15 protein-coding genes are annotated in these 17,085 nt (G+C 70.1%); 9 read left to right on the top strand and 6 right to left on the bottom strand.

Features of this window, described 5'->3' with window-relative positions; all coding sequences use genetic code 11:
* Nucleotides 1-19: 19 nt before the first annotated feature.
* On the bottom strand, nt 20-1,465 hold the full coding sequence (locus ACT1U9_RS18150) for a NarK family nitrate/nitrite MFS transporter (RefSeq protein WP_444533772.1): 1,446 nt from the start codon (nt 1,463-1,465) through the stop codon (nt 20-22).
* 238 nt (nt 1,466-1,703) lie between these two features.
* On the opposite strand from ACT1U9_RS18150, the gene ACT1U9_RS18145 reads away from it, so the two are divergent.
* The 5 genes from ACT1U9_RS18145 (at nt 1,704) to ACT1U9_RS18125 (ending at nt 7,045) form a co-directional block, all read left to right on the top strand.
* Nucleotides 1,704-2,864: a low temperature requirement protein A gene (locus tag ACT1U9_RS18145; protein ID WP_444533771.1), complete on the top strand. Its 1,161-nt coding sequence runs from the start codon at nt 1,704-1,706 to the stop codon at nt 2,862-2,864.
* Nucleotides 2,865-2,936: 72 nt separating this feature from the next.
* Nucleotides 2,937-3,932 (top strand): P1 family peptidase, encoded by a 996-nt coding sequence (locus ACT1U9_RS18140; RefSeq protein ID WP_444533770.1) that lies wholly within the window; start codon nt 2,937-2,939, stop codon nt 3,930-3,932.
* Nucleotides 3,933-4,034: 102 nt separating this feature from the next.
* On the top strand, nt 4,035-5,312 hold the full coding sequence (locus ACT1U9_RS18135; protein ID WP_444533769.1) for a L,D-transpeptidase: 1,278 nt from the start codon (nt 4,035-4,037) through the stop codon (nt 5,310-5,312).
* Between the two features lie 168 nt (nt 5,313-5,480).
* Nucleotides 5,481-6,263, top strand: coding sequence for a DUF6227 family protein (locus ACT1U9_RS18130; protein WP_444533768.1), 783 nt, complete (start codon nt 5,481-5,483; stop codon nt 6,261-6,263).
* Nucleotides 6,264-6,382: 119 nt separating this feature from the next.
* The gene (locus ACT1U9_RS18125; RefSeq protein WP_444533767.1) at nt 6,383-7,045 is read left to right on the top strand and encodes a VC0807 family protein; all 663 of its coding nucleotides are present in this window, start codon (nt 6,383-6,385) and stop codon (nt 7,043-7,045) included.
* Nucleotides 7,046-7,206: 161 nt separating this feature from the next.
* Here the strand turns inward: ACT1U9_RS18125 and ACT1U9_RS18120 are convergent, their stop codons facing one another.
* Nucleotides 7,207-8,748, bottom strand: a complete 1,542-nt coding sequence (locus tag ACT1U9_RS18120; protein ID WP_444533766.1) for an MFS transporter — start codon at nt 8,746-8,748, stop codon at nt 7,207-7,209.
* 62 nt (nt 8,749-8,810) lie between these two features.
* Between ACT1U9_RS18120 and ACT1U9_RS18115 the strand changes: the two genes are divergently transcribed.
* Nucleotides 8,811-9,791: a helix-turn-helix transcriptional regulator gene (locus tag ACT1U9_RS18115; protein ID WP_444533765.1), complete on the top strand. Its 981-nt coding sequence runs from the start codon at nt 8,811-8,813 to the stop codon at nt 9,789-9,791.
* A 70-nt stretch (nt 9,792-9,861) separates the two neighbouring features.
* On the opposite strand, the gene ACT1U9_RS18110 is transcribed toward ACT1U9_RS18115, so the two are convergent.
* Nucleotides 9,862-10,860, bottom strand: a complete 999-nt coding sequence (locus ACT1U9_RS18110; RefSeq protein WP_444533764.1) for a sigma-70 family RNA polymerase sigma factor — start codon at nt 10,858-10,860, stop codon at nt 9,862-9,864.
* Nucleotides 10,861-11,008: 148 nt separating this feature from the next.
* Here ACT1U9_RS18110 and ACT1U9_RS18105 point away from each other — a divergent pair, with 148 nt between their 5' ends.
* The gene (locus ACT1U9_RS18105) at nt 11,009-11,527 is read left to right on the top strand and encodes a GNAT family N-acetyltransferase (RefSeq protein WP_444533763.1); all 519 of its coding nucleotides are present in this window, start codon (nt 11,009-11,011) and stop codon (nt 11,525-11,527) included.
* Nucleotides 11,528-11,580: 53 nt separating this feature from the next.
* Here the strand turns inward: ACT1U9_RS18105 and ACT1U9_RS18100 are convergent, their stop codons facing one another.
* A complete protein-coding gene (locus tag ACT1U9_RS18100; RefSeq protein ID WP_444539159.1) occupies nt 11,581-12,384 on the bottom strand; it encodes a dioxygenase family protein in 804 nt (267 codons plus the stop codon).
* 145 nt (nt 12,385-12,529) lie between these two features.
* Between ACT1U9_RS18100 and ACT1U9_RS18095 the strand changes: the two genes are divergently transcribed.
* Nucleotides 12,530-13,042, top strand: coding sequence for a MarR family winged helix-turn-helix transcriptional regulator (locus ACT1U9_RS18095; RefSeq protein ID WP_444533762.1), 513 nt, complete (start codon nt 12,530-12,532; stop codon nt 13,040-13,042).
* An 81-nt stretch (nt 13,043-13,123) separates the two neighbouring features.
* Here ACT1U9_RS18095 and ACT1U9_RS18090 read toward each other — a convergent pair whose 3' ends face one another.
* Nucleotides 13,124-14,650: an MFS transporter gene (locus tag ACT1U9_RS18090; protein ID WP_444533761.1), complete on the bottom strand. Its 1,527-nt coding sequence runs from the start codon at nt 14,648-14,650 to the stop codon at nt 13,124-13,126.
* 97 nt (nt 14,651-14,747) lie between these two features.
* Nucleotides 14,748-15,422 (bottom strand): TetR/AcrR family transcriptional regulator, encoded by a 675-nt coding sequence (locus tag ACT1U9_RS18085; RefSeq protein ID WP_444533760.1) that lies wholly within the window; start codon nt 15,420-15,422, stop codon nt 14,748-14,750.
* Between the two features lie 283 nt (nt 15,423-15,705).
* Here ACT1U9_RS18085 and ACT1U9_RS18080 point away from each other — a divergent pair, with 283 nt between their 5' ends.
* The gene (locus ACT1U9_RS18080; RefSeq protein WP_444539158.1) at nt 15,706-17,013 is read left to right on the top strand and encodes a M6 family metalloprotease domain-containing protein; all 1,308 of its coding nucleotides are present in this window, start codon (nt 15,706-15,708) and stop codon (nt 17,011-17,013) included.
* The last annotated feature ends 72 nt before the right edge of the window (nt 17,014-17,085 follow it).

Raw genomic sequence — 17,085 nt, 5'->3', positions numbered from 1 at the left:
GAGGAGCCGGTGGCCTCGGTCAGGACGGGGCCTCCGCCGAGCGCCGGGCGTAGTAGTGCCAGGCGACCAGGACGCAGCTGGCGTAGAAGGCCACGAAGCCCCACATCGCGCTGGTGACCGCGAAGTTGGCGAACATCGCCGGGATGAAGAAGAAGCCGTACGCGGCGATCGCGGAGGTGAAGCCGGTCACCGCGCCCGCTTCCACCTCGGACTGCTTCAGGGCCTTCGCGTACTCCGGGGTGCCGGGCTCCAGGCCCTTCACCTGCCGGTTGCGGAAGATCACCGGGATCTGCCGGAACGTCGAGCCGTTGCCGATGCCGGAGAAGAGGAAGGCGGAGAGGAAGCAGGCGAAGAAGCCGTAGAAGTTTCCCGAATCCGACCCGGCGGGAAGGAAGTTGATCACTCCGATGATCGAGAGCGCCATGCCGAGGAAGGAGAGGACCGTGACGCGAGCGCCGCCGAGGCGGTCCGCGATCCAGCCGCCCGCCCAGCGGGCCAGCGCGCCCAGGGCCGGGCCCATCCAGGCGTAGGTGGCGATCGAGTACGCCGGGAACGTCGTCTTGATCAGCAGCGGCAGAGCGGCCGCGAAGCCGATGAACGAGCCGAAGGTTCCCACGTACAGCCAGGTCATCAGCCAGGTGTGCTTGCGGCGGAAGATGATCTTCTGCTGGCGGAACGGGGTGGCGGCGACCTTCAGGTCGTTCTGGCCGAACCAGGCGACGGCCGCGAGGATCACCAGGACCGGCACCCACAGGAAGGCCGCGTTCTGGAGGTAGACGGGGGTGCCGTCGGCCTTGTGCTGGGCCGAGCCGAGCGCGATCACGGACGAGGTGATGACGATCGGGGTGACCAGCTGGACCACCGAGACGCCGAGGTTGCCGAGGCCGCCGTTGATGCCGGTCGCGTTGCCCTTCTCCGCCTTCGGGAAGAAGAAGCCGATGTTGGCGAGGGAGGAGGCGAAGTTCGCGCCGCCGATGCCGCACAGGGCCGCGATGGAGACCATGACCGCGTACGGGGTGTCCGGGTTCTGGATCGCCACGCCCAGCCAGATCAGGGGCACCACGAGCACGACCGTCGAGAGCGCGGTGAAGCGGCGCTGGCCGATCATCGGGCCCAGGAACGTGTAGAGGATGCGGGCCGTGCCGCCGGTGAGCCCCGGGATCGCGGTCAGCCAGAACAGCTGCGAGGTGCTGAAGCCGAAGCCGACGTCCCTGAGGTTCGTCGCCGTCACGGACCAGACCTGCCACACCACGAACGCGACGAGCAGGGCGGGGACGGCGATCCACAGGTTGCGACGGGCGACCTTGCGGCCGGTCGACTGCCAGAACGCCTCGTTCTCCGGCTCCCAGTCGGTGATCGTACGGCCGGGGCGGTACTGGTCACGATCGGGGCGGTACTGGTCGCGGTCCGGGCCGGGGATGCCCGCTTCCAGCTGCGCGGGCCGGTCTTGAAGTGCGGAACTCATGGTGGATCCCAGGGGGGTGAGACGAGTCCTGATACCTCAAGGCTCTGCCTGGGGAAGGGGAGAGGTGAGAGGCCAATGTCGCGTCTTCGCCCTGCCCAAGGTCCCGCCGCACAGGGGACCCATGGGGCCGATGGGCCCTACGACGCGTTACGGGAATCCACGGGCGGCGCACCACGAGAATCCCCACGGCGGCGCGTTACGGGATTCCCCGCCCACCCCATCTGGTCTCCTAGGCCCCATGCCTCGCATGACCGCACGCAGTCGCCACGAGGAACACCGCGCGGCGACCCCCCTGGAACTCTTCTTCGACCTCTGTTTCGTGGTCGCCGTCGCCCAGGCCGGCGCCCGGCTCGTCCACTCGCTCGCCGAGGGGCACGTCGGCCACGGGATCGCCGGTTATCTGGCCGTCTTCTTCGCCATCTGGTGGGCGTGGATGAACTTCACCTGGTTCGCCTCCGCCTACGACAGCGACGACCCGCTCTACCGGGTGGTCACCCTCGTACAGATCGCGGGTGTGCTCATCCTCGCCGCCGGGGTGCCCCGCGCCTTCGACAACGGCGACTACGGGGTCTGCATCGTCGGCTACATCGTGATGCGGCTCGCGCTCACCAGCCAGTGGCTGCGCGCCGCCCGCTCCGCGGCGAGCCCCGGCGAGCGCCGGATGGCCCTGCGGTACGCGGCCGGGCTCGTGGTGTGCCAGCTGGGCTGGGTCGGGCTGCTCTTCGTGCCGCACACCGCCCGGTCATGGGTGTTCGTGGTGCTGGCCGCCGCCGAACTCTCCGTACCCGTGATCGCCGAGCGCACCACCCAGACCACCTGGCACCCGCACCACATCGCCGAGCGGTACGGCCTGTTCACGCTGATCGTGCTCGGCGAGACGGTGTCCGCCGCGACCGTCGCCGTACAGCAGGCGCTCGACGAGCACGACGCGCTCGGGGATCTGCTGCCGCTCGCGGGCGGCGGGCTGCTGATCGTCTTCGCCGCGTGGTGGATCTACTTCGCGGTGCCCATCGCCGGGCATCTCACCTCCAACCAGCAGGCGTTCGTCTGGGGGTACGGGCACTCCGTCCTCCTCGGCTCGGCCGCCGCGATCGGCGCGGGGATGGAGGTCGCCGTGGAGCAGCGGGTCGGCAAGGCGCACATCTCGACCGCCGCCGCGTCGGCCGCCGTCACGGTGCCCGCCGCTGTGTTCATGCTGACCGTCTGGGCGCTGCACGCCCGCCACTTCAAGCGCACCACGACCCAGCAACTGACCCTGCCCGTCTCGGCGCTGGCCATCCTGGCCTGCAGTTTCGCGGGTGAGCGGGCGGTCCTGTTCGCGGGCCTGGTCGCGGCCGCCACCGTGGCCATCGGGGCGACGCTGAGCCGACGTACCGGCGAAAGCCCGGCGCAGGCATGACGCCGAGCGGCCCGCACCGGAGTAACGCGCAAGCCCCTCCCCCGCGCCCCCGCAGGCGTACCGTCGGGCACCATGACCGACTCGATCACCGACGTGCCCGGCATCCTCGTCGGGCACGCGCGCGTTCCGGGTGAGCGCGCTCTCAGCGGTACGACCGTCGTCCTCGCCCCGGCCCCGGGGGCCGTCGCGGCCGTGGATGTGCGCGGGGGCGGGCCCGGCACCCGGGAGACCGACGCGCTCGACCCGCGCAATGTCGTGGAGCGCATCGACGCCGTCGTCCTGACGGGCGGCAGTGCGTACGGATTGGACGCGGCCGGGGGTGTGATGGCCTGGCTGGAGGAGCAGGGGCGCGGGGTACGGGTGGGGCCCGAGCCGGAGCAGGTCGTTCCGGTCGTCCCGGCCGCGTGCCTCTTCGACCTCGGGCGCGGCGGCGACTGGCGTGCCCGCCCGGACGCGGCGACCGGCCGCGCGGCCGTCGCGGCGGCCACGGCCGAGGTCGAACAGGGCAATGCCGGCGCCGGAATCGGGGCCGTCGTGGGCGGCCTCAAGGGCGGCGTCGGCACCGCGAGCATCAAGCTCACCTCGGGCACCACGGTCGGCGCACTGGTCGTCGTCAACGCCGTCGGCTCGGTCCTCGACCCCGCGACCGGCGCCCTCTACGGCCTGGAGGGACACCTCACGTATCCCGAACCGGCCGTCCACGAGGCCGCGTTGAAGCGGATCGACGAGAGCCGGGCCGCCATGGGCATGCCGCCGCTCAACACCACGCTCGCGGTCGTCGCCACCGACGCGCCGCTCACCGGGCCGCACGCCCAGAAGCTCGCGGGCATCGCGCACGACGGCATGGCCCGGGCGATCCGGCCGGTCCACCTCATGCACGACGGCGACACGGTGTTCGCCCTCGCGACCGGCAGCGGGGAGCCGTTGTCGCCGCTCGACCTCAACTACGTCCTCGCGGCAGGCGCGGACGCGGTGGCCCGCGCGATCACCAAGGCCGTCCGCGCCGCCGAGGGCGTGGCCGGAGCGGGTGGGACATTCCCGTCTTACCGGGATTTGTACGGGAGTTGAGCCCGCCGGAAGGAATGAATGTGGCCTGAGTCACACACCATTCTCGCAACCAATTCACGTATATGGGTGCTCTGTGCACGTACTGGAGTAACACACGCACAGATGGAGCAGCCCGTGATCTCGCCGGACACCGCCGCGCAGCCGCAGCCCCGCACCCAGCAGCTTCGGCGCACCAACCGGCTCAGGGCAATCGCCGGCGTGTCCGCGCTGCTGCTCGGCGCCCTGACCCTGACCGCCTGCGAGGGCAGCGCGTCGGGTGCCGGGAAGGACGACAAGAAGGGCTCGGACGCCGCGGCCGCCAAGGACGCCTCCACCCTGAAGATCACGATCTCGGCGAAGAACGGGTCGTCCAACGCCGGTATCAACGGCACCGCGGTCACCGCCCAGGGCGGCAAACTCACCCAGGTCACCATGGTCGAGGCGCAGACCAACAAGGCCGTGGAGGGCACGCTCGCCGCCGACGGACTGTCCTGGAAGCCCACCGCGAAGCTGGACCGCGGCACCCAGTACAAGATCATGGCGACCGGCAAGGACGACAAGGGCCGCCCCGCGACCGAGAACTCGTCCTTCACCACGGTGACGACGAAGAACAGCTTCATCGGCACGTACACGCCGGACGACGGCTCCACCGTCGGCGTCGGCATGCCGGTCTCGTTCAACTTCGACAAGCAGATCACCGACAAGAAGGCCGTGCAGTCGCACATCACGGTCACCTCCAGCAGCGGCCAGCAGGTGGTCGGCCACTGGTTCGGCGCCGACCGCCTCGACTTCCGGCCGCAGGACTACTGGAAGGCCGGGTCCAAGGTGACGATGAAGATCGCCCTGGACGGGGTGCAGGGCGCGAACGGCGTCTACGGCGTGCAGTCCAAGACAGTCACCTTCACCATCGGCCGCAACCAGGTCTCCACGGTCGACGCCAAGACGCAGCAGATGACCGTCCAGCAGGACGGAAAGACGATCAAGACCATCCCGGTCTCGACGGGCAGCCCCGAACACCCCACGTACAAGGGCCAGATGGTGATCTCGGAGAAGTTCACCGAGACGCGGATGAACGGCGCGACGGTCAACTTCGGCGGCGAGTACGACATCAAGGACGTGCCGCACGCGATGCGCCTGTCCGAGTCGGGGACCTTCATCCACGGCAACTACTGGTACAAGGGCGACCCGTTCGGCAACGAGGGAACAAGCCACGGGTGCGTGGGCCTGCGGGACGTCCAGGGAGCCCAGGGCGACACCTCCGCCAAGTGGTTCTTCGACCACACGCTCATCGGCGACGTGGTGACGGTCAAGAACTCGCCCGACAAGACCATCGCCCCCGACAACGGCCTGAACGGCTGGAACATGGGCTGGAGCGAGTGGCAGGCGGGCAGCGCGGCCTAGCCGGCGCGGCTGGCCCCGACGGGCGGTGATCCGGTGCGAACCCCGGAGCGCCGCCCGTTTCCGTTCCAAGCCGATGGGAATGTTTCGGCCATGCCCCCTGCGCAAACCGCGCGCAGGGGCTACGTTGAGCACCCTCTACGTGACGAACAGCTACGGCGGGGAGACGCCTTGGTGCCCAACGAGTGCGAGTACGAAACGGCCGAGGAGCACGTCGCCGGTCTGCTCGGCCGCGCGCTGAACTCCTTCGAGTTGCCGGACGAGTTGGTCGACAGCCTCGACTCGGCGCTCGCGCACACCACGTCGCTCCACTCCTCGCTGCACGTCTCGGGCGGCCCCGGCCGACCCGGGCTCAGCCGCGAGACGTACCGCCACACGTACCTCCTGCTCGACGGCACCACGGTCACCCTCTGGGAGCTCGTCCACCAGCGGGGCAACGAGCTGTACGCGGACGAGGAGAGCGCCCGGCTGGCGGCGGCCCGGCTCGGCGCGACGACGGGCCCGGGGCACGTGGGATACCTGGGCTACCTCGGTGTCCTCGACGGCGTGGACGGCCTCGACAGCTGGCACGGCCTGGAGCCCCTGCGCGATCTCGCGCCGGTGGAGTCCTCCGGGGCGACGCGGGTGTACGTGCCGGACGACTCGGCCGACCACGCGCGCCGGCTGCTGCGCCGCGCCGAGAACCCGGACCGCCCCGGCGAGCCGGTCGCCCGGCTGCTGCGCGGCGCCCTCGCCCACCAGATCGCCCGCGCGCTCGGCGGCCAGGGCCGCACGGACCGGCGGGACGGCGGCGTCATCCTCTACGAGCACGCGTTCCTGCTGCTCGACGGCACCGAGCTGAGCCTGTGGGAAGTCGAGCACACGGCGACGCCGGACGGCAGCCATATGTGCGAGGTGTACGCGTCGGAAGACGCGGCGCGCAGGGCGATGGAACGCCTGGCACACGTCTCCTGACGAGTCGTCACCCACTTTTCCCGGCTCCCCCGGGGTCTAATTTCCGCCAACCCCCCTACGCTCTCTATGCTTCCGCCGATCCGACCACGACCGGTCGGGCGGGGGAAAGGGAGTTCGGCATGTCCAGTGCCGGTAATGGCAGGGCAATACTGCTCACGTGGGGTCCGACGATCCTGTTCAGCGTCGTCCTGCCGTGGATCACCTACGGGATGCTCACCGATCACGGGATGAGCGAGGTGCCCGCGCTGCTGCTCATCTCGGCCTGGCCGGTGGCCGAGATAGGTCTCTACTTCGCGCTCCACCGGCGCGTCGACGAGTTCGGCATGATGATCCTGATCACGCTGCTGCTCAGCGCGGTGAGCGCGCTCGCGTACAACAGCGCGAAGCTGCTGTTCCTGAAGGACTCGGCGCTGACCGGTCTGCTCGGCCTCGCCTTCCTGGTCAGCCTGACGCTCAAGCGGCCGCTGATGTTCTACTTCGGCCGCAAGTTCGCCACGGACGGCACGCGCGAGGGCGTGGCGAAGTGGAACGCGATGTGGGACCAGTACCCGGGCTTCCGCCGGAGCCAGCGCAAGCTGACGGTGATCTGGGGCGTCGCGTTCCTGGCCGAGGCGAGCGTGAAGGCGGCGCTGGTGTACGTACTCGACACGGACACGATGGTCGGCGTCTCCAACGCGCTCCCGTTCGTGGTCCTCGGTGGGCTGATGTTCTACACGATCCGTACGGGGAAGAAGGGGCGGGCGAGGATGGAGCAGGCGGAGCGCGACGCGGTGGCCGCCTGATTATTTTTCAGGGCAAGCGAAACGGCGGGTCCGGAGGCCAACTGTGGCCTTCGGACCCGCCGTTTACGTTCCCCGTGCGCTACGCCGGGAGTGCGGGTATTTCGACTGCGGACCGTGCGTGGCTGGTCGCGCAGTTCCCCGCGCCCCTAAAGCCTCGCGGCTCACTGGGTGAGCGCGGGCTCCTTCGCGGGCTCCGGGGAGGCATCCTCCGCGCCACCCTCCAAGTGCTGCTTCGGCTTCGCCGGGAGCAGGAACATGCCTACGAAGATCACCGCGCAGACCCCGGCCACGACCCAGAGCGAGCGCTGGAACGCGGTGGAGAACGCCGGGCCGACCTCCGCAAGCGTCAGGTGGTCGCTGATCGAGCCGAAGAAGACCACCGACACCAGGCCCAGACCCAGCGCGTTGCCCATCTGCTGGACCGTGTTGATCAGGCCGGACGCCGAACCCGCGTGCTCCTGCGGGACCTCGGAGAGGACCGCGTCGGTGAGCGGGGCGACGATCAGGCCCATGCCGATGCCGAGCACGACCAGCGGCAGCGCCATCTGCCAGGAGGCGATGTCCATGCCGAAGTGGTGCGCCTCCCAGATGTAGATCAGCAGGCCGAGACCGGTGATCAGGGCGCCCGCCTGGAGCACCTTGCGGCCGAACCTCGGCACCAGCGACTGGACCGACATACCGGCCGCGGCCGACATCGCGATCGAGAACGGGACGCCCGTCAGACCCGCGCGCAGCGCGCTCCAGCCCAGGCCCATCTGCATGTACAGCGTCCAGACCAGGAAGAAGATGCCCATCGCTATGCCGAACGTCATCTGCACCGCGATGCCCGCCGCGAAGCTCTTCACGCGGAACAGCGAGAGCTCCACCAGCGGCGAACCGTCCCGGCGCGCCTTGACCTTCTCGTACGCCACGAGCGCGCCGAAGACGACCAGGCTGCCCGCCATCGACAGATAGCCCCACAGCGGCCAGCCCAGCTCGCGGCCGCGGGTCAGCGGGTAGAGCAGCATCAGCAGGCCGAGGGTGACGAGGGCGACACCCACGAGGTCGAGCTTGAGCGCCTTCGGCGCCTTGGACTCGGAGATGAACTTGGCGCCCAGGATCAGACCGGCGATGCCGACCGGCAGGTTGATCAGGAAGATCGGGCGCCATTCGAGACCGAACAGGTTCCACTCGGTCAGCAGCGCGCCCAGGATCGGGCCGGAGACCGCGCCCAGGCCGATGACCGCGCCGAACATGCCGAACACCTTGCCGCGCTCCTCCGCCGGGAAGGTCGCGTGGATGATCGAGAGCACCTGAGGCACCATCAGGGAGGCCATGCCGCCCTGGAGGATGCGGGAGGCGACCAGCATCTCCGGGTTGGCGGCGAAGCCGCACAGCGCGGAGGCGATGGTGAAGCCGGTCATGCCTATGAGGAACAGCTTCTTGCGGCCGTGGATGTCGCCGAGGCGGCCGCCGGTGATGAGCCCTGCGGCGAAGGCCAGCGCGTATCCCGCGGTGATCCACTGGATCGAGGCGAAGGTCGCCCCGGTGTCCTTCTGGATCGAGGGGATGGCCACGTTGACGATCGTGACGTCGACCAGGTCCATGAAGGCCGCGGTCATCACGATGGCCAGGGCGAACCACCGGCGGCGGTCGGCCGAAGCCGCCGCTGCTGTTGCTGCGGCTGAGGTCGCGTCTTCTGGGGGACTGGTCGTTGAGGTCATGAGAGGAACGCTAGACCCCATATAGGTCAGAGTGCGTCCTAATTTTTTGGGACCCTGGAGCCATGACGGACACCCCGGCTCGGCTGCTCCAGCTCCTCTCCCTGCTCCAGACGCCCCGCGAGTGGCCCGGCGGCGAGCTGGCGGACCGGCTCGGCGTCTCGCGGCGCACCGTGCGCCGGGACGTCGACCGGCTGCGCGAGCTCGGCTATCCGGTCCAGGCGACGCTGGGCGCGGACGGCGGATACCGGCTGGTCGCGGGGAAGGCGATGCCGCCGCTGGTCCTCGACGACGAGGAGGCGGTGGCCATCGCGGTCGGCCTGCGGGCGGGCGCGGGGCACGCGGTCGACGGGGTGGAGGAGGCGTCCGTACGGGCACTGGCCAAGCTGGAGCAGGTGCTGCCGTCCCGGCTGCGCCACCGGGTCGCCACGCTCCAGGCCGCGACGATGCCGCTGACCGGCGGGTGGGGCGGCGACAGCGCGACCGTCGACCCGCACACGCTGACCGTGATGGCGTCGGCGGTCACCGGGCAGGAGCGGCTGCGGTTCGCGTACCGCAAGGGCGACGGCAGCGAGTCGCGCCGCCAGGTCGAGCCGTACCGGCTGGTGTCGACGGGGCGGCGGTGGTACCTCGTCGCGTACGACGTGGAGCGCGAGGACTGGCGTACGTTCCGGGTCGACCGGGTGGCCGAGCCGTTCGCCACGGGGGCGCGGTTCGCGCCCCGGGAGCTGCCCGCGCGCGACCCCGCGGAGTTCGTGAGCCGGTCGCTGTCGCGGATGCAGCCGATGGTCGACCTCGATGTCACCTTCGAGGCCCCGGCCGACTTCGTGACGGCCCGTCTGCCCCGCTCGATGGGTGCCCCGGAGCCGCTCGGCGAATCCCGCTGCCGACTGCGGACGCGGGTCGCGGACTCGCCGGAGTGGCTGGCGATCCGACTGGCGCTGGTGGACTGCGAGTTCGCGGTGGCCCAGCCGGTGGAGATGACGGCGTATCTGGCGGATCTGGGGGCGCGGCTGTCCCGGGCGGCGGGACCGCAGCCGGAGTAAGGGTGAGCCCCCGGCACCAGGGGGGGGAGGGTGTCGGGGGCTCGTCTGGGGGGCGGGAACGGGGTGCGGCTTACGCCGCCGCGTCGAAGCCCGTGTCCCTGGCCATCTTCTTCAGTTCGAGCAGCGCGTGCTTTTCGATCTGGCGGATGCGCTCGCGGGTGAGGCCGTGCTCCTTGCCGACCTCCGTCAGCGTGCGCTCGCGGCCGTCCACGATTCCGTAGCGCATCTTGATGATCGAGGCGGTGCGCTGGTCCAGCTTGCCGATCAGGTCGTCGAGCTCCTCGCTGCGCAGCAGCGTGAGGACGGACTGCTCGGGGGAGATCGCCGAGGTGTCCTCCAGGAGGTCGCCGAACTGCGTCTCGCCCTGGTCGTCGACCGACATGTTGAGCGAGACCGGGTCGCGCGCCCAGTCCAGGACGTCGATGACCCGCTCCGGCGTGGAACCCAGCTCCGCGGCGACCTCGGTCGGCTCGGGCTCCCGCCCGTTCTCCCGGTTGAACTCGCGCTGCACCCGGCGGATCCGGCCCAGCTCCTCCACCAGGTGGACGGGCAGGCGGATCGTACGGGACTGGTCCGCTATCGAGCGCGTGATGGCCTGGCGGATCCACCACGTCGCGTACGTGGAGAACTTGAAGCCCTTCGCGTAGTCGAACTTCTCGACCGCGCGCACCAGGCCCGCGTTGCCCTCCTGGATCAGGTCGAGCAGGGGCAGGCCCGCCCTCGGGTAGCGCCGGGCGACGGCGACCACGAGGCGCAGGTTGGAACGGATGAAGAGGTCCTTGGCGCGCTCGCTCTCGGCGACGAGCGCCTGAAGCTCCTCGGGGCTGGCACCGCCGGCTTTGCTCTCCACCTCACCGTCGAGGATCTGGCGTGCGAACACACCCGCCTCGATGATCTGTGAGAGCTCGACCTCCTTGGCGGCGTCGAGCAGCGGCGTGCGCGCGATCTCGTCGAGGTACATCCCGACCAGGTCGCGGTCGGCGATCTCCCCGCTGACGGCGCGAACACTGCTCCCCGACTCGGATCCGCTGCTGGCGGACCGACTGCGGGCGACGGCGCGGGTTGCCATGCGTGCTCCCTTGCTGTGTAGGTCGCGACACCCTCGCGGGTGCCCTGCATCCGATGGAAACAACGGCTGGAATCCGGACAGAATTCCCGTCCCGCCCATCGATTTTCGTGATCATGCAGTACCCTGTGCCGCCACGGACGGAGGACGGATGCCGCAAGGACGTACAGAGGTGCAGGTCAGGCCCGGTGCCGAGGCCGACATAGCGGCCCTCACGGAGATCTACAACCACTACATCCGTGAGACCGCCATCACATTCGACACGGTCGCCTTCACCCCGCAGGAGCGTCTTTCGTGGCTGCGCTCCCACCCTGAAGACGGCCCGCACCGCCTTCTGGTTGCTCAGGATGTCCAGACTGCCCGAATTCTCGGGTACGCGACGAGCAGCGCCTTCCGGCCGAAGGCCGCGTACTCGACCTCGGTCGAGGCCAGCGTCTACCTCGCGCCCGACGCCGGGGGCCGAGGCGTCGGCTCGCTGCTCTACGAAGCGCTCTTCGAGGCCCTGCGCAAGGAGGACGTCCACCGCGTGTACGCGGGCGTGACGCTCCCCAACGAGGCCTCGGCGCGCCTGCACGCCCGCTTCGGCTTCGCGCACGTCGGCACGTACCGGGAAGTGGGCCGCAAGTTCGACCGCTACTGGGACGTCGCCTGGTACGAGAAGGAGCTTTAGCCCGTACTTCTTACGAAGTACAGGCTGCTGCACACCGTTGCCTCATGCGCGCGTCAGCCGAACTGCACCGACCGCTTGGCGAGCCCCATCCAGAAGCCGTCGATGACGCTGCGCTGATCGTCCAGTTCGCCGTACGCGTCCGAGGCGCCCAGTGTCACGAAGAGCGGGGCGAAGTGCTCGGTCCTGGGGTGGGCGAGGCGGCCCGCCGGGGACTTGCGCTCGAAGTCGAGCAGCGCGTCCACGTCGGCCGCCGCCAGCGCCCGCGCACCCCAGTCGTCGAACTCGGCCGACCAGGCGGGCACCTGGCCGCCCTGGTGGCGCAGTGCGGCCAGGTTGTGGGTGAAGAACCCGCTGCCGACGATCAGTACGCCCTCCTCGCGCAGCGGCGCGAGCTTGCGGCCGATGTCCATCAGCTTCTGCGGGTCGAGCGTGGGCAGGGAGATCTGCAGGACCGGGATGTCGGCCGCCGGGAACATCTCCACCAGCGGGACGTACGCGCCGTGGTCGAGGCCGCGGTCCTCGATGTCCTGGACCGGCGTTCCTGCGCCGCGCAGCAACTTCCGTACACTGTCCGCGAGTTCCGGGGCTCCGGGGGCCGCGTACGTGACCTGGTAGTAGTGCTCCGGGAAGCCCCAGAAGTCGTACACCAGCGGGACGGTCTCCACGGCGCCGAGCGCGAGCGGGGCCTCCTCCCAGTGAGCGGAGACCATCAGGATCGCCTTCGGCTTCGGCAGCGCGGCGGACCACGCGGCGAGCTGGCCGGGCCACAGGGCGTCGTCGGCGAGCGGCGGGGCGCCGTGCGAGAGGTAGAGGGCGGGCATCCGCCCTGCGGCGCCACCCTCGCGGGCAGCACCCATGGTCGCGCCGGGGTCGACTGCGGAGGTGGCGGTCATGGCGGACTCCCTGTCTACTGGCCACTGAAGAGATCTACTTGAACTCTAAAGTTTTCGTTGTCGTCGAGATTAGCTCCATCTAGTTCAACTTTCAAGGAGTAGTCGTACAGTGGAGTCCATGACCACCAACCCCGCCGAGGAGCCGCGCTGGCTCACCGACGACGAGCAGCGCACCTGGCGCGCCTACCTCCATGCCACCACGCTCCTCGAAGACCATCTGGACCGCCAGCTCCAGCGTGACGCGGGAATGCCGCACATCTACTACGGGCTGCTCATCCAGCTCTCCGAGGCGCCCCGACGGCGGCTGCGGATGACCGAGCTGGCCATCGGCGCCAAGATCACCCGCTCCCGCCTCTCGCACGCGATCGCGCGCCTGGAGAAGAACGGCTGGGTGCGCCGCGAGGACTGCCCCTCGGACAAGCGCGGCCAGTTCGCGGCGCTCACCGACGAGGGGTTCGCGGTGGTGGAGCGCACCGCGCCCGGCCATGTCGCCGCCGTACGCCAGGCGATGTTCGACCGGCTCACACCCGAACAGGCCGAACAGCTGGGCCAGATCATGCGCCTGATCGCCGAGGGCCTGCAGCCCAAGGACGCGAACGCGGACCTGCCCTGGCTCCGCTGAGGAACCAGGGCAGGTCGTGGTGCGTTACGTACGTACGCACCGTACGTACCAAGGTGTGAGGCCCGCGGCCTCAGGCCGGGGTCAGTGGGCGACCACCGGGATGCGGACCTCGTCCTCGACGGCGTCGCCGTCACCGGAGACCGGACCCGAGCCCGGGCTGCCCGTGGTGATCAGCGTGACCGCGATCGCCGAGGCGAGGAACAGGATGCCGACCGCCCACCAGATCGCGCTGGTGAAGCCGTGCACCATCGCCTGGAGCTTCAGGAGCTCCACGCTCTTGGCGGTGGCGGCGTGCGAGGTGACGTAGGCCGTGGTGGCCGAGGCCGCGATGGTGTTCAGGAGGGCGGTGCCGATGGCGCCGCCGACCTGCTGCGATGTGTTGACCATCGCGGAGGCGACACCCGCGTCACGCGGCTCGACACCGATGGTGGCCAGCGACATCGCGGGCATGAACGCCGTGCCCATGCCGAGGCCGAGCAGGATCTGCGCGGGCAGGATCAGACCGGCGTACGAGGTGTCCATCTTCAGCTGGGTCAGGATCAGCATGCCGATGCCGGCGGTCAGGAAGCCGGGACCCATCAGCAGGCGCGGCGGGACCCGGGTCATCAGCCGGGCGCCGATCTGGGTGGAGCCCGTGATCATGCCCGCGATCATCGGCAGGAACGCGAAGCCGGTCTTGACCGGCGAGAAGCCCTTCACGACCTGGAGGTAGTACGTCAGGAAGAGGAAGAGGCCGAACATCGCGATGATCGCCAGGCCCAGGGAGAGGTAGACCCCGCCCCGGTTGCGGTTGGTGACCACGCGCAGCGGCAGCAGCGGGTGCTTGACCTTGGCCTCGGTGGCCACGAACGCGAGCAGCAGCACGGCCGCCGCGACGAACATGCCCACGGTCAGCGTGTCGGACCAGCCGGCCGACTCGGCGCGGGTGAACCCGTAGACGAGGGAGACCAGACCGAGGGTGGACAGGACCACGCCGGGGACGTCCAGCGGCGAGCGGTTGCGGGTGCCCGAGGGCTCACGGATGACGAAGTAGGCACCGGCGGCCGCGATGATCGCGAACGGGATGTTGACGAAGAACGTCCAGCGCCAGTTCAGGTACTCGGTGAGGAAGCCGCCGAGGATCAGGCCCACGGCGCCGCCGCCACCGGCGATCGCGCCGTAGATGCCGAACGCCTTGGCGCGCTCCTTGGCGTCGGTGAACATCACCGCGAGCAGGGAGAGCGCGGCGGGCGCGAGCAGCGCGCCGAACGCGCCCTGGAGCGCGCGCGAGCCGAGCAGCATGGCCTCACCGGTGGCCGCGCCGCCGAGCGCGGACGCGGCGGCGAAGCCGAGCAGACCGACGACGAAGGTGCGCTTGCGGCCCCACAGGTCGGCTATGCGGCCGCCGAAGAGCAGGAGTCCGCCGAAGGCCAGGGCGTAGGCCGTGATGACCCACTGCTTGTTGCCGTCGGAGATGTCGAGGGCCTTCTGGGCCGACGGCAGGGCGATGTTCACGATCGTCGCGTCGAGCACGACCATCAACTGGGCGAGCGCGATGAAGGCGAGGGCCTTCCAGCGACTGGGGTCAGGAGCGAGGTCCACGGCCGGAGCCTGAGCTGTTTTCGACATGGGTGTAGCCACCTTGGGACGCGTTGTGCTGAAAGCGGAGTGCTGAAGTCTGCGGAGTGCGTACGGAAGTCTCGGGTGCTGCTTGGTAGTTGCTCGGTTACGCGGTCGTGCCCGGTTGCATCTGACTGAGGTCCTGGAGGCTCGCCGCGCTGCCCGGCAGCTGGGACCGCGCCGGGGCCATCAGCCCGTCGAGGAACAGCTGCAGATGGCGGCGGACGAACCCGTCGATGCCCGGGCACGCGGTGCCCGGCAGCGGCCGGGTGAGCTGGGAGAGGGCGACCATCAGATCGCCCACGGCGACGTCGTCGCGCAGCTGGCCGCTGCGCCGCGCCCGCGCCATCAGGTCCGTGACGGCCCCGTCCAGGCGGTCACGCGCGGCCTCCAGCTCCGGCAGGTTGCGCTCGAAGCCCTCGGAGAGCATCGGACACAGGGCCCCGATGCGCTCGTCGGCCGCCGCGTACACGAACCGGCGCAGCGCGGCGAAGGCGTCCGACTCCTCGGCCGCCGCCGTCTCCGCGGCCACCGCCACACGCTCCATCACGGCGAGGACCACGCTGGTGACCAGCTCGGCGCGGTCCGCGAAGTGCCGGTAGAGGGTCGCGTTGCCGATGCCCGCGCGCCGCGCGATCTCGTCGAGCGGCACCATGGCGCCCTCCTCCACGAAGATCTCGCGGGCGGCCGCGATGATCCGCTCCCGGTTGCGCAGGGCGTCGGCCCGCGGGCGCGGGGCGCGGCGGGGCTCTGCGGCGGTGGCAGCGGTGGCGGTGGACACGACACGCACTCCTTCGAAGCTTTTCCGATCAGATTGCCGAAGCGGGGAAGCTCTCCCCGTTTCGGCGGGACACAGGTGCAAACGGGGAAAGGCTCCCCGGTTATTTCCGACCGGTCGGCCAGTTTCATGTGACCTGAGTCACACCTTCCGAATCGGAAAACCACACGCGCGGCCCACCCAGCGCGCGCCCGCGACACGCCCGACACAGGGTGATCGCACGAGCGCAGTCAGGGACCGGCCTGCTGCCGGACGGCCGAAGGCGGGCGTGCGTATGGACGTACGTATGGAGGAGTCCGGCGGGCCCCGCCGTCCGATATCCGGCGGGCCGCGCGACCCTCGTCGGCGCCGCACCCTCGCTGGCGCCGCGCTCGCCGCCGTGGTCCTTGCCTCGATGACGTCCGGCAGCACCACGCTCGTGGCCCCCTCGCGCGCGTCGGCGGGGCCGGTGGCCTCCGGGGGCGATCTGGCGCTCGGCCCGTGCCGGATCAGCGCCACGATGGGCGTGCAGATGTCGGAGGGCCTGCCGACCCCGCCCGGTTACGCGCACTCCACCGGCACGGTCCGCGCCCTCACCCTGATGGTCGACTTCCCGGACGCGCCGGGTCCGCAGTCGGCGCTGAGCCGGTACGAGGAGTTCGTCCCGCAGACCACGCAGTGGTTCCGCACCGCGTCGTACGGTCGGCTCGACTACCGCCCCGAGGCCCCGATCCCGCAGTGGCTGCGGATGCCGCAGGCGTTCTCGGCGTACGGGATAGAGCGCGGCGCGCCGTACGAGCCCGGCTACCACCGGCTGGTCAAGGACATCGTGGCGGCGGCCGGCTCACGGGTGAACTTCGCCAAGTACGACCTGGTCAACATCCTGATGACCCCGAACGCGGGGCCGTCGGCGCTGGACACGGTCCTGTCCGTCACCTTCTCCGGGAACGAGGACGCGCCGGTGGCGGACGGGGTGCCGCTCTCCAACACGTCGTTCGTCTACAGCCGTCAGGACGACGGGTCGGGCTCGTACCGCGAGACGGGCTACCGCGTGCTGCCGCACGAGAACGGCCACGTCTTCGGGCTGCCCGACCTGTACACCCCCGAGGGCGGGGGCGCGGTCGGCCACTGGGACATCATGTCCGAGGACTGGGGGGCCAACAACGACATGCTCGGCTGGCACAAGTGGAAGCTGGGCTGGATCGACAACTCCCAGGTCAACTGTGCGTCGCGGCCGGGCACGACGGAGTACGTCCTGACCCCGCTCTCCGCCCCCGGCACCGGCCGCAAGCTGGTCTTCGTCCCGCTGTCGGACGAGTCCGGTTACGCGCTGGAGGTACGCACGCGGGGAGGCAACGACGAGGCGGTGTGCAAGCCCGGGGTCCTGATCTACCGGGTCAACACGGACGTCGACACGGGCCGGGGCCCCATCACGGTCGCGGACAGCACAAAGGACAGCGGCGGCTGCACCCGCCGCCCCAACGTCCAGGCGGAACTCTCCGACGCGCCGTTTGCTCCCGGGGAGCATTTCACTGACCGGGAGCGGGGGGTGCGGGTGGCGGTTCTTGGGGTGGATGAGCTGGGGAACTACCGGGTGCGGGTCACTCGTGGCTGAGGGCTTTCCCCCCACCCCACCCCTTCCCGAAAGCCTCCGGCGGATGTCGGTCGTCCGCGGGTGGGTGGGGGC

This window comes from Streptomyces sp. BR1 (assembly GCF_052373795.1).
Lineage (GTDB): Bacteria > Actinomycetota > Actinomycetes > Streptomycetales > Streptomycetaceae > Streptomyces.
Note: the sequence above shows the minus strand (reverse complement) of the source record. Positions and strands in the feature narration are given on the sequence as shown.

Excerpts from the sequence above, each read along its gene's own strand:
- ACT1U9_RS18150 (WP_444533772.1), bottom strand. The coding sequence starts at position 1,465 with ATGAGTTCCGCACTTCAAGACCGGCCCGCGCAGCTGGAAGCGGGCATC.
- ACT1U9_RS18145 (WP_444533771.1), top strand. The coding sequence starts at position 1,704 with ATGCCTCGCATGACCGCACGCAGTCGCCACGAGGAACACCGCGCGGCG.
- ACT1U9_RS18140 (WP_444533770.1), top strand. The coding sequence starts at position 2,937 with ATGACCGACTCGATCACCGACGTGCCCGGCATCCTCGTCGGGCACGCG.
- ACT1U9_RS18135 (WP_444533769.1), top strand. The coding sequence starts at position 4,035 with ATGGAGCAGCCCGTGATCTCGCCGGACACCGCCGCGCAGCCGCAGCCC.
- ACT1U9_RS18125 (WP_444533767.1), top strand. The coding sequence starts at position 6,383 with ATGTCCAGTGCCGGTAATGGCAGGGCAATACTGCTCACGTGGGGTCCG.
- ACT1U9_RS18120 (WP_444533766.1), bottom strand. The coding sequence starts at position 8,748 with ATGACCTCAACGACCAGTCCCCCAGAAGACGCGACCTCAGCCGCAGCA.
- ACT1U9_RS18115 (WP_444533765.1), top strand. The coding sequence starts at position 8,811 with ATGACGGACACCCCGGCTCGGCTGCTCCAGCTCCTCTCCCTGCTCCAG.
- ACT1U9_RS18110 (WP_444533764.1), bottom strand. The coding sequence starts at position 10,860 with ATGGCAACCCGCGCCGTCGCCCGCAGTCGGTCCGCCAGCAGCGGATCC.
- ACT1U9_RS18105 (WP_444533763.1), top strand. The coding sequence starts at position 11,009 with ATGCCGCAAGGACGTACAGAGGTGCAGGTCAGGCCCGGTGCCGAGGCC.
- ACT1U9_RS18100 (WP_444539159.1), bottom strand. The coding sequence starts at position 12,384 with ATGGGTGCTGCCCGCGAGGGTGGCGCCGCAGGGCGGATGCCCGCCCTC.
- ACT1U9_RS18090 (WP_444533761.1), bottom strand. The coding sequence starts at position 14,650 with ATGTCGAAAACAGCTCAGGCTCCGGCCGTGGACCTCGCTCCTGACCCC.
- ACT1U9_RS18080 (WP_444539158.1), top strand. The coding sequence starts at position 15,706 with ATGGAGGAGTCCGGCGGGCCCCGCCGTCCGATATCCGGCGGGCCGCGC.